Annotated in this window: 14 protein-coding genes; 6 read left to right on the forward strand and 8 right to left on the reverse strand. The window is 71.5% G+C overall.

The genetic code is table 11. The features are described 5' to 3' along the window. Window positions 1-54: 54 nt before the first annotated feature. Entirely contained in the window at window positions 55-516 is a 462-nt protein-coding gene (locus DB32_RS01440; protein WP_053230616.1) for an SRPBCC family protein, read from the reverse strand. Further along, complete coding sequence (locus DB32_RS01445; RefSeq protein WP_053230617.1) at window positions 513-881, reverse strand: ArsR/SmtB family transcription factor; 369 nt, start codon at window positions 879-881, stop codon at window positions 513-515. Before DB32_RS01445 ends, DB32_RS01440 begins: the two co-directional genes overlap by 4 nt. A 107-nt stretch (window positions 882-988) precedes the next feature. On the opposite strand from DB32_RS01445, the gene DB32_RS01450 reads away from it, so the two are divergent. Further along, window positions 989-1,285, forward strand: a complete 297-nt coding sequence (locus DB32_RS01450) for an autorepressor SdpR family transcription factor (RefSeq protein WP_053230618.1) — start codon at window positions 989-991, stop codon at window positions 1,283-1,285. After that, window positions 1,285-1,890 carry an SdpI family protein gene (locus tag DB32_RS01455; protein ID WP_053230619.1) on the forward strand — a complete coding sequence of 202 codons (606 nt, stop codon included), beginning with the start codon at window positions 1,285-1,287 and terminating at the stop codon, window positions 1,888-1,890. The genes DB32_RS01450 and DB32_RS01455 overlap by 1 nt, the downstream gene beginning before the upstream one ends. A 118-nt stretch (window positions 1,891-2,008) precedes the next feature. Here DB32_RS01455 and tsaA read toward each other — a convergent pair whose 3' ends face one another. After that, on the reverse strand, window positions 2,009-2,419 hold the full coding sequence (gene tsaA, locus DB32_RS01460) for a tRNA (N6-threonylcarbamoyladenosine(37)-N6)-methyltransferase TrmO (protein ID WP_053230620.1): 411 nt from the start codon (window positions 2,417-2,419) through the stop codon (window positions 2,009-2,011). Window positions 2,420-2,475: 56 nt separating this feature from the next. Next, a complete protein-coding gene (locus DB32_RS46235; protein WP_053230621.1) occupies window positions 2,476-3,420 on the reverse strand; it encodes a hypothetical protein in 945 nt (314 codons plus the stop codon). Window positions 3,421-3,790: 370 nt separating this feature from the next. Between DB32_RS46235 and DB32_RS01470 the strand changes: the two genes are divergently transcribed. Beyond that, a complete protein-coding gene (locus DB32_RS01470; protein WP_053230622.1) occupies window positions 3,791-4,753 on the forward strand; it encodes a M23 family metallopeptidase in 963 nt (320 codons plus the stop codon). Window positions 4,754-4,764: 11 nt separating this feature from the next. On the opposite strand, the gene DB32_RS01475 is transcribed toward DB32_RS01470, so the two are convergent. Continuing rightward, a complete protein-coding gene (locus DB32_RS01475) occupies window positions 4,765-5,697 on the reverse strand; it encodes a hypothetical protein (protein ID WP_157068587.1) in 933 nt (310 codons plus the stop codon). 32 nt (window positions 5,698-5,729) lie between these two features. Between DB32_RS01475 and DB32_RS01480 the strand changes: the two genes are divergently transcribed. After that, window positions 5,730-6,065, forward strand: coding sequence for an MGMT family protein (locus DB32_RS01480; protein WP_053230624.1), 336 nt, complete (start codon window positions 5,730-5,732; stop codon window positions 6,063-6,065). 253 nt (window positions 6,066-6,318) lie between these two features. On the opposite strand, the gene DB32_RS01485 is transcribed toward DB32_RS01480, so the two are convergent. Further along, a complete protein-coding gene (locus DB32_RS01485; protein ID WP_053230625.1) occupies window positions 6,319-6,921 on the reverse strand; it encodes a DUF2267 domain-containing protein in 603 nt (200 codons plus the stop codon). A gap of 42 nt (window positions 6,922-6,963) precedes the next feature. Further along, a complete protein-coding gene (locus DB32_RS01490; RefSeq protein WP_157068588.1) occupies window positions 6,964-7,602 on the reverse strand; it encodes a hypothetical protein in 639 nt (212 codons plus the stop codon). Between the two features lie 536 nt (window positions 7,603-8,138). On the opposite strand from DB32_RS01490, the gene DB32_RS01495 reads away from it, so the two are divergent. Further along, on the forward strand, window positions 8,139-9,092 hold the full coding sequence (locus DB32_RS01495; RefSeq protein WP_053230627.1) for a PrsW family intramembrane metalloprotease: 954 nt from the start codon (window positions 8,139-8,141) through the stop codon (window positions 9,090-9,092). A gap of 5 nt (window positions 9,093-9,097) precedes the next feature. Here DB32_RS01495 and DB32_RS01500 read toward each other — a convergent pair whose 3' ends face one another. Then, window positions 9,098-10,129: an NAD-dependent epimerase/dehydratase family protein gene (locus DB32_RS01500; protein ID WP_053230628.1), complete on the reverse strand. Its 1,032-nt coding sequence runs from the start codon at window positions 10,127-10,129 to the stop codon at window positions 9,098-9,100. Between the two features lie 71 nt (window positions 10,130-10,200). On the opposite strand from DB32_RS01500, the gene DB32_RS01505 reads away from it, so the two are divergent. Next, window positions 10,201-11,148: a LysR family transcriptional regulator gene (locus tag DB32_RS01505; protein ID WP_053230629.1), complete on the forward strand. Its 948-nt coding sequence runs from the start codon at window positions 10,201-10,203 to the stop codon at window positions 11,146-11,148. Window positions 11,149-11,161: the final 13 nt, after the last annotated feature.

The following is an 11,161-nucleotide window of genomic DNA, read 5'->3' on the forward strand; positions in this document are numbered from 1 at the left end:
CTCACGCGCGGGCTCGGCGCCCGCGCGCTGCTGCGCGAACCTCTGCGATCCGCGCTACTCGCCGAGCTCGGCGGCGAGCCTCTCGAGGAGCTCGCCGCACCCGAGCCGGCGCTGCTCGACCGCTTCGCGGCCTTGTCCGAACAGCACGATCTGCTCGGTGTAACGCATGCGCGTGCCGCTCCCGGCGCGCTCGAGCACCAGCGTCGCGAGCGACACCGAGAAGCGCTTTCCGCTCATGGTCATGCCGTAGCTGTAGACGACTCGCCGATTCGCGACGATGTCGTGGAACACGGTGTCGTTCGTCATCGGCGGTCCGTCGCCGAATCGAAAGCGCGTGCGCTCGAGCCCGCCCTCTCGGAAGTCGAGCTCGAACGATTCGATGGTCCAGCCCTCGCCCTCGGCGAACCAGCGGCGCTTCTTCGCGGGGTCGGCCCACGCGTCGAAGACGCGCTCGGGCGCGGCGCGATACGTGCGCTCGACCGTGAAGACGTCGTGGTGGGTGGCCTCTTCGCTCATCGCTTTTTCTTCCTCTTGTTCGTCGGGGGAGTCGGAGATGCTTCTTCTTCGTCGAGGAACGCGCCGAGCCGATCGAAGCGTCGCTCGCAGAGCGAACGGCGCTCGGCGATCCAGCGCTCGGCGGCGGCGAGGCCCTCGGGCGCGAGCTGACACGTGCGCACGCGCCCGACCTTCTGCGTCGTGATCACGCCGCTCTGCTCGAGCACCTGCACGTGCTGCACGACCGCCGCGAGCGTCATCGAGAACGGCGCGGCGAGCTCGCTCACCGACGCCGGCCCTCGACTGAGCCGATCGATCATCGCGCGCCGCGCGGGATCACCGAGCGCGTGGAACACGCGATCGACCGCTGCCTGTTGCTCAAGCACGGACTTGAGTATTGCGACGTGCGCACGATTGTCAAGCGCGCGCTTGAGCATTGGGTGGAGCACGTTGCGCGTAGTTCGATGATCGTCTAAATAGATGATCGTCGAACATGAAGGACACGTTCTCCGCGCTCTCCGACCCGACGCGACGCGCCATCTTGCGGCTCCTGCGGCGCGGCTCGCGCACCGCGGGCGAGATCGCCGACGAGTTCGAGCTCTCGAAGCCGACGCTCTCGCATCACTTCCGCGTGCTCGAGGCCGCCGGGCTCGTGCGCTCGGAGAAGCGCGGCACGAGCGTGGTGTTCACGCTGCAGACCAACGTGCTCGAGGACGCGGCCGCGGAGCTGCTCGAGCTCGCCGGCAAGACCCCCGCGGCGTCCTCCCACAAGAAGAAGGTGAGGTCCTGATGTCGTCGATGCGCTCGTCTTGGATCCTCGGCACCGTCGCGCTCGTCGGCAGCGCGGTGGTGTATCCGTGGCTGCCTCCCGAGGTGCCGATCCACTTCGACGTCACGGGGCACGTCGACGGCACCGCGCCGAAGGCGATCGGCGCGTTCCTGCTGCCCGTGATCACGCTGCTGACGATCGCGATCGTCACGTGGGTGCATCGCCGCCGTCCCGAGCACGAGCGTGCGCCGATCGTCGCGACGACCTTGCTCTCGACCGCGCTGCTGACCGGGCTCCAGACGATCATCCTGCGCGCGGCGTTGCTCGGCGTGACCGACGTCGCGGTGGCGCTGGGCACGCTGCTCGCCCTCGCATCGCTCGGGCTCGCGCTGCTCTTGCCGCGTGTGCGTCGCAACCCCGTCGTCGGCATCCGCACGCCGTGGACGCTCGCGTCCGACGAGGTCTGGGCGCGCTCGCATCGGCTCGGCGGCTACTTCTTCGCCGCGGCGGGCGTGATCGGCCTCTCGGCGGTGCTGCTCGGGTGCCCGGCGGTCGCGGTGGTCGCGCTCGTGGCGGCGGCGGTCGCCGCGGGCGTGGGCTCGTGGTGGATCGCGCGCGAGGCGTGAGCGTGATCACCGGAAGCGTCGTCGTCGCGCGAGCATGGGCGCTCGCGGGACGGTCGGACGTGCCGGAGAAGGTCGGGCGCCCCGCACGTGCGGCACGACCGCCGCGAGCGTCATTCGATCAGCGCTCGCCCGGACCGAGGATCGGCTTCACGTCGATCACCGGCGTGCCGTCGATCGCTTCGAGCGGTGCGACGCGCAGCCGGCCGTTCGTGATCTCGACGATGCGCACGCGATGGAGCCCGATCGGGTTCGGGCGATCCGCCGAGCGCGTCGCGAAGACGCCGTGGAGCGGGCGGCTCGTGTCGTCGCGCGGATGCACGCGGAGCAGGGCGCGGTCGGCGCGGTGCAACCACGTGAGCACGAGGATCTCGTGACCGATCGCGAGGCCCTCGCTCGCGGGGACGAATCGTGGATCGAGCTCGATCCACGCGTCGGGCGCGCCCTCGTCCCCTTGGCGCGGCGCGTCGGCGAGCGCGCGCAGCCCGGAGCGCACGATGCCGACCGGATGGATCGTGAGATCGTCGTTCATCGCGCCTGCTTCGCACGCCGCGCGCCGCTCCGCGAGCGCCCGCTCGCGCTCGCGCGCTACGCGGTGGGTAGCACGTTCAGCTCCGCGCGCAGCGCGTCGAGCGGCTTCGCGAAGTGATCCCACGGCCGGAAGTCGCTCCACATGTCGCGCTCCACGCGGCAGCCACGCGCGAACGCGCGCATCATCCGCTCGGGATCGGCGTGCATCGACTCCGCGGGCGCGACCGGCGCGACTTGCACGCCGAGGTGGTACTGCGCGAGGCCGAAGAGCAGTCCGTAGAGCGGATCGCCGCCGTGGCACCCCGCTTGGAACGACGCGACCTCGATCTCGTCGGCGGGGCTGGTGCCGTAGCCGCCGAGCACGTGCAGACAGTCGTGCACCACGATGATCTCGGGGCCTGCGCCGGGCTCCCCGGGGAACGAGAAGCCGTTCGACTCGACGAAGTCGAAGTACGCGCGGCCCAGCGTGCCCGCGGGGCTCGCTGCGAGCGAGCGATAGCGCGCGGCGAGCGCGTGATCGGCGATGCCCATCATCGGCATGAGCTGCGCAACCATCGCGATCACGCCCTCTTCGCGCACCGTCTGTCGAACCTTGTGACCGGCGAGCGCGCGGCGCGCGATGTCGACGCGCGCGAGAAGGAGGTGGCGCTTCGCGAGCCGCCGCGCGGTGCGAACGGGCGCCGGGTCGAGCTCGAGCGCGGTGGCGAGACGAGCGAGCACGTCGACCTCGTCGTCGGTCGCGCGGCCGTCGACGCACGCGGCGATCACCGCGCCTGCGAGCACGCGCTCGCGGTGCGCTCCGGGGGCGATCGCGGCTGCGAGCGCATCGGTCGCGATCGGCTCGAGCGCGTCGAGATCGACGTGGCTGTGCAGCACGTGGTCCTGCACGCCGCGCAGGAACGCGCGCTCGAGCGCGCTGAGCTCACCGTCGGCGATGCACACCGTGTAGAGCGCGCGCAGACCGGCGCGCGCGACGTCCTCGGGAACGCGGGAGAGCTGCATGATCGACCTCGATGAGGCCGTGGGTTCGGCGAGGCGCGCGCGCCAGGCACGCTCCGACGGGAGATCGCGCCCTACAGCTGCACCGCGTCTCGCCGACGCGCACCGGGCGCTCGGGGAGGCGCAGCGTCGACCGCTCGAACGTCGACGCGGCCATCGCGGCGTTCTGCGCGCCAGCGTAGTCACGCCCGAGCGCGTCCTGCTCCACGCGGAGTCGTGCTCGGCGATCGCGGTCAGGGCCTGAGCCGGCGCTTCTGCGCCCACGGCGCGGGGCCGCCACGGTGCCGCTGCACGAGGAACGGAGCCGACGATGCCGAGGCGCAGCGCACGATCTCACGACCGTGCGACCATGCGCGCTCGCAGGAGGTCGCACGTGCTGGAGAAGATCGGACTGATCGAGGCGCTCGGGCTCTTGCCGCTCGATCGCACCGCACGCGAGGCGCGCATCGCGCTGCTGGGTGACGGGCAGACACCGAAGTCGCGCTTCGATCTGAGCTCGCTGCGCCAGCTCCAGCCGCGCTATTCGGTCCCGCTCTGGCTCGGCCGCGCGCCTCACGGACGTCTCGTCCCGATCACGAACTTGTTCAATCACCGGCAGCCGCCGCCCGAGCTCGGGTGGTCGGTGCGCGTCACCGACGTGCGCGACTTCCGCGGCGGCACGAACAGCTACGACAGCCACAACGGCACCGACTTCGCCGTCCCACCGGGCACGACCGTCGTCGCCGCCGCGCCCGCGACCGTGCTGCGCATCTCGAGCGAGTTCCATCGTGGTGGGCGAAAGGTCTTCCTCGATCACGGCCGCGGGCTCGCGACGAGCTACAACCACCTCGCGCGCTTCCTCGTGCGCCCCGGGCAGCGCGTCGCGCGCGGCGAGCCGATCGCGATCTCGGGCTACAGCGGGATCGACGCGCTCGTGGGGTTCCCGTGGACTCCGCCGCACGTGCACTTCAACGTCTGGCTGAACGGCGAGTACGTCGATCCGTTCTCGTGCGAGGGCTCGACGCCCGCGCTGTGGCGCACCGGCAATGCGCCGGTGCCTTCGAGCGATCACCACGATCACGCGCTCGAGCCGACGGCGTGGGACGAGCGTGTGCTCGACGCGATCGTCGCCGCGTGCGAGCACGCGCCCACGCGCGCCGAGCTCGAGTCCGCGCCGACGACGATCGAGCGCGCGGGCGCGGCGTTGATGCACCTCAACTACTTCCCGACGCGGTTCGGATCGCGCGCTCGCGCGCTGCGCGCGTCGCTCTACCCGACGCACTTCGCGCGCGAGCCGCGGCTCGATCTGCCGTTCGCGCGCCGCGACTACGACGGAGTCCACTTTCCGGACCGCTGAGCGCCGGACGATCAGCGCGGCACGCAGCGATCCGAGACGCATCCCTCGAAGCCGTGCGCGACGCAGTCGTACGCACGACGCACGCCGTCGTGGCCGCAGTACTCGATCACCCCGTCGCGGCACGAGCCCCCGCCCGAGCCGCACTCGGCGTCGTCGGGCGCGACGCAGCCCGCGCCGAGCGTGCCGAACCCGCGACATCGCATCCCGAGCGCAGCGCAGTCGATCGGGCCCGCCGTCCGACCGCTGATCGGCTCGCACGGCACGAACACGTCTCCCTCGCACGTCTCGCGGGTGCACGCTGCGCCCGCGCCGACGCACGTGCCCGCGGTCTCGGAGCACTCCGAGCCGGCACGGCACGTGCCGGTGGTCAGCACGCCTCCCGAGCACGTCGTGAGCGAACGACCGTTGCACGTCGTGACGATCGCGTCCGACGGCGGGCAGGTGCCGAGCGCGCAGCGAGGGCTCCCGTCGGTCGACGCCACGCACACCAGGTCGTGCACCGCGCACGCCTGCCGCACGCGCATCCGCGGCTCACCGAACGCGCCACCGCCGGTGCAGAAGGTCACCGCGTCCTCGTCGCAGCGTGGTGCGAGCTCGCACGTCTCCACGACCTCGATCGTGAATCCGAGGCACTCGCGGACGCGCTCGCAGTCGCCGCCTGCGCGCACGACGCAGACGATCTGATCGTGGTTCATTCCGAACGAAGGCCCGAACGAGTAGAAGGGCCCGCCGATCAGGAGCTCCTGTGCGACGAGCCCCACGAACGAGCCGGACAACGTCTGCCCTCCGCCGAGGGACACTGGGACGCACGCGCCGAGCGCTGCCACGAGCTGCTCCGCGGTCTCGGCGCGAGTGAGCGCCGGCGTGGACGGCCCGCACGAGATCGCGACCGGCATGAGCAGACAGACGAGCCATCGAGCGGAGCGTGGGAATCGGGCGCGCATTCGAGCTGATCCTCCGTGCGGTAGAGTGTTGCATGGCGAAGCCGCGCGCGCGTGATCCCGAGGAGACTCCGCCCTTCGAGCGGGTGCAGGCGCTGGTGAAGCGCATCCCGCGCGGGCGCGTCGCGACGTACGGGCAGCTCTCGCGGATGATCGACGGACGGCTCACGCCGGTGGGTGTGGGCTGGGCGATCCGCGCTGCGAGCGACGCGATCCCGTGGCAGCGCGTGGTCGGGGCGAAGGGACGCATCTCGACGGAGCGCGAGCATCCGGGGCTGCAGCGCGAGATGCTCGAGTCGGAAGGTGTGCGCTTCGACGACGAAGGGCGCGTCGACCTCGAGCGACACGGCTGGGAGCCGTCTGTGCGCTGAGGAGACTCTTGAGGAGAGCAGGAGGAGAAGGAAGACCACGTCGTGGTGCGTGCCTGTCGACTCACCGCGCGGACTTCTTCAGGAGAGCAGGAGAGTTCGGAAGACCACGTCGCGTGCGTGCCTGTCGACTCAACGCGCGACGAAGGCGCCAACGAGAGTTGGTTGGTGCGCGTGCAGTCGAGTCGCACCACGGGGGCCCGTGCCGTGGTCTTCCTTCTCCTCCTGCTCTCCTCATCAATTCGTTCCTGCTCTCCTAGGTGCGTTTCGAGCGGCCTTCGGCGAGGGTGTCGTGCTGCTGCTCCTGGCGCGTGCCGTGCGCCGTCGACAGGCGCTCGTCGTCGTGCGCGACGCCCGTGACCGAGTCGACGTGGGCCGGTGGATGGTGCGCGCGCGCGAGCGGATCGTCGCTGCCGGGATGACCTTCCGAGAGCGTCGTTCTCGGATGCTCGTCGTGGTGCGCGACGGGCGGGGGCGCGAAGCGTCGCGGCTGGAGGAGGCGCACCACGCTCGGATCGAGCTCGGCCTCCGCGAGGCGCATCGTCTCGTCGTCGAGGTGCTCGCCGATCACCGACGCGACCGCGCTGAGGTGCTCGATCCCGAGCGCTGCGCGGACACCCTCGCGGCGCGCGGTGCGCGCGACGATCGCGCTCGCGTCGCCCCCGAGCTCGTGGCCGATCACCGCGCGCATGATCGTCGCGGCGCCCGGCGGGAGCGCCTCCGCGATGTGGTCGGCGAGACACCGCGAGCACGCCTCTGCGAGCACGCGCAGCGTGACGTCGATCGCACGATCCGCCTCGTCGGCGCCGAGCGGGCCCAGGCGCTCTCGCGCGAGCTCCCGGAAAGTCGTGTCGTCCACGAGGATCGACCTACGCCCCGATCGAGCGCACACACGTTCTGCTCAGCGCGTGAGCTCGAGCCCGATGCGCACGGTGCTCGTGCACTCGGGCGCGCCGGTCTCGCAGGTGCGCACGCGGAAGTGGCCGAGGAACGCGAACCGCACCGCGCGACCTTCGGCGTCGCGCTCGGGCTCCGCGCGCACCCAGCGCTGATCGAGCTCGAAGCCGTCGAGCGCGCCCGTGTGCGCGCGCTCGACGTCGAGCGCGCCGCCGAGCGGATGCGCGCGCGGATCGTCGAGGAGGATCAGCTGGGAGACGTCGGGCCGCAGCGCGCTGCGCTCGTGCCACGGGCGCTCGATGGCGGTCACGCGAGCGCAGACCTCGCCGGACTCGGCGACGACGTGCTCGACGTCGACGTGATCCGTCCACAACCCGGACAGCACGGCGCCGTCCAGCGCGACGAACAACAGGTGCTCCTCGTCGATGCGCACGGTGACCGGCGCGAGCTCGGTCGCGACGTCGGTGACCACGAGCTCTCCGTCCTCCTCCCGCAGGAGCGACGCGCGGTAGGTCCATTCGCCGGCGAAGTCGGCCTTCGCGACGTGGAACACCGAGCCGCTGCACGTCGGTCGCTCGAGGCGCTCGCCGCTGCACCCGACTGCGAGCGCGACAACCAAGAGCGAGCTCGTCGTCCGAAGCATGCCGCGCGTCGAGCAAACCACGGACCGCGCAGATGCGCTGAAAAACGGCGGGCGCGAGCGCGCGATCGTGCGCTCGCTGACGCTCGGGGTCAGCCGCGGAACGCGCCCTCGACCCGGCGCGACGACCTGGGTCGTGGATCCCGGACCCGAAATCCGACCCCAGGCGACCCGCTTGCCGCGCCTGGACTCGAAATCCAGCCCTCGACGACTTCACTTGCCGCGCGCGAATTCGAAATCCAGTCGGGACAACTTCACTTGCCCTTCCCTGGATTTGAAATCCAGTTCGGACAACTTCGGTTGCCGTCCCGGGGTCGGAAACCGTGGAACGACGACTTCGATCGTCGATCCCTGGATTCGAAATCCAGGAACGACGACCGCGAGCGTCCATCGGCGCCCTGACGGCGTCGCGCGACGTTCGAGGTCGTCGTTCGGCGCCTCTGCCGTGTCTCGCGACCGCTCGCGTCCCCGCGCCGGCTCGCGGCGGGTGCGCCGGTCGACCTCGCCGCTTCGCGGGCGCGCTGGTGCATCATCGAGTCGTGACCGAGAGCTACGCGATCGCGTCCGCGGTGGCGTGCGTCATCGCGCTCGCGCTCGCGGTGCCGGTGTTCGCCGCGTCGTCGGCGAAGGGCCAGCGCGTGTGGCTGGTCGCGCTCGCGGTCACGCAGCTCCCGATGGCGGCGCTGACGTTCTTCGCGGTCCGCGTCCCGATCGTGCGCCCGCTCTGGTCACGCTTGCTCGAGGCGTTCGACCCGGATGCCGCGCGCGCGCTCGCCGCGCACGATCCCGACGTGCTCGCGCGCAGCCCGCTCCTCGCGGCGCTGCTCGCGATCGAGGCGCCGCTCACCGAAGAGCTCGCGAAGCTCGGGCCGCTCCTGCTCGCGCTGCTGTGGCCGCCGCTGCGGCGCCGCTTCTTCGCCGACGACGCCCGCCGCGTGCCGGTCGCGCTCGCGATCGGGCTCGGGTTCGGGCTCGGCGAGATCTGGTTGCTCGCGGTGATCGGCTCGGGCGCGCCGGAGGTGCAGGGCCTGCCGTGGTACGCGCTCTCTGGGTTCATCGTCGAGCGAGTGATGGTGTGTGGGCTCCACGGCCTGATGACTGCGGTCGCGGTCGTGCAGCTCGGCCGCGGCGCGGCGCGCGTGACCGCGGGACTGCTCGGCGCGATGGCGCTCCACGTCGCGCTCAACCTCCCGATCGTGCTCTCGCACGCGCGCGCGCTCGGCGTCGCGTCCGAGACCTGGACGATGATCGCGACGCTCTGGGCGCAGGTCTTCCTCTTCGTGATGATCCTCGTCGCGCGGTGGATGCACGTGCGCCGCGACGGCAAGCCCCGCTCGTTCCTCGGCGACGTGCGGTGCCCGACGTGCAAGCAGGTCTACGCGCGCCCGCTCATGGGCGTGAACCTGCCGTGGGCGCGCTACGAGGAGTGCGGCCGGTGCGGGACGTGGCAGTGGGTCCGCGCATCCGACGAGGTGGCCGACGATCTGAAATGACGCGGTCACTTCGAGGCGACGATGCGGTGCGTGATCATCGTCTCGCCCATCGACACGATCATCTCTTCGATGCTCTTCGGTCGGAAGCCGAGCACGCGCCGCGCACGTTCGCTCGACACGTCCTGACGCTTGCCGAGCTCGCCCGCGGTGAGCGCGGCCGTGGGGTCCCAGAGCGCCATCGTCTTGATCAGGAAGCTCGGCAGCGCGCGTGTCGGGACTCGGAAGCCGCGACCCACGAACTCGCGCTCGAGCACCGCCGCGATGTCGCGCATCGAGGTGTGCGGCCCTGCGACGATGAAGCGCTGGCCTGCGGCCTCGGCGACCGTCATCGCCGCGACGTGCATCGCGGCGACGTCGCGCACGTCGACCAGCGCGAAGCCGAGGTCGGGCACGCCAGGGAACGCGCGCCCGAGCAGCGCCGCGACGATCTGACCGGACACCGAGACGTCGGCGTCGAGCAACGGACCGAGGATCGCGCCGGGAAGCACGGTCACGAGCTCGAAGCGCTCGTTCGCGGGAAGGCTCGCGACGTAGTCCCACGCCGCGCGCTCCGCGAGCGTCTTGCTCTGCTCGTACGCGCCGACCGTGGGCCCGAGCATCGTCCAGTCGTCCTCGTCGTACTTCTTCGAGCCGTCGCGCGCGTGCCCCCAGATCACCGCCGCGATCGACGAGGTGACGACGACGCGCTCCACCCGCGCGGCGTGGGCGGCGCGAACCGCGCGGAGCGTCCCTTCGCGCGCGGGGCCGATGACCTCGGCTGCGTTCTTCACGGGCCCGCTCGGAACGGGGCTCGCCGTGTGGACCACGTAGGTACATCCGTTCGCAGCGTCGGCCCAGCCCTCGTCACGACCGAGATCGAGCCCGACGAACGACAATCTCGCGCGGCTCTCCGGCGGCACCAGCGCGCCGAGCCGCGCCTGCGCCTTCTCCACGTCTCGCACCGTCGCGCGGACCGCAAACCCCGCGCGCAGCAGCGCGAGCGTCGTGTGTGCGCCGAGGAATCCCGTCGCGCCCGTCAACAACACCAGCTCGTTCATGTCGCTGGCGTACCGGCTCCGAGGCATTACACCCAGAGCATGACGCGCATGCGACGCATGACCGGAGCGCGATGACTCCCGACGCCCTCCGCGGCCTCGACGTGCCGCTGCTGGTCGCGCTCTCGAGCCTGCTCGAGACCGCGAACGTCACCGCGTCCGCGCGCGCGCTCGGTCGCACCCAGTCCTCGATGTCGCGCACGCTCGCGCGGCTGCGTGAGCTGTTCGGCGATCCGCTGCTCGTGCCGGTCGGCCGCGCGATGCGTCCGACGCCGCGCGCCGAGGAGCTGCGGCCCGCGGTCGTGCAGGTCCTCGAAGGCATCGGGCGACTGCTCGCGCCGCCTCGCCCGTTCTCGCCGCGAGAGGCGCGGCGCGTCGTGCGCATCGCGGCCTCCGACTACGCGAGCGTCGTGCTCCTGAACGGCTGGATCGACGAGCTACGACGGGAAGCGCCGGGCGTGGTGGTCCAGGTCTCGCCGGTCGACGCGTCGAGCATCGATCCGCTCGCGCGCGGTGAGCTCGACCTCGCCATCGCGCCCTTCCTCGCCGGCGTCGCGCTCGATCAGTTCGTCGTGCGCAGCCTGCTCCGCGACGAGCACGTCTGCGTGATGCGCAGAGACCATCCGATGGCGAAGAAGAAGCTCGCGCTCCGCGACTACCTCGCGCTCGAGCACGCGATGGTCGCGAGCGTGCTCCCGACGGTCTCGAGCGTCGACGAGGCGCTCCATCGCTTGCGCGTGACGCGCACGATCGCGGCGCGCATGCCCTCGGTCGTCTCGGCGTTGATGTTGGTCGCGCAGTCCGACCTCGTCGCGACCAGCTTCGCGCGCGCCGTCCCGCCCTTCGGCGGGATGCTCGTCGCCAAGCCGCTGCCGTTCTCGGTCCCGCCGCTCGAGCTCAGCGTGATGTGGCACCCGCGCGAGACCGGCGATGCCTTCCATCGCTGGCTCCGCGAGAGCCTGCTCGCGCACGCCGCGACGGGACGACCACGGAAGCGCCGCTCCGCACCGTCGCGTGCCTGAGATCCGCTACCCT

The sequence above is a fragment of the Sandaracinus amylolyticus genome (assembly GCF_000737325.1).
Classification (GTDB): domain Bacteria; phylum Myxococcota_A; class Polyangia; order Polyangiales; family Sandaracinaceae; genus Sandaracinus; species Sandaracinus amylolyticus.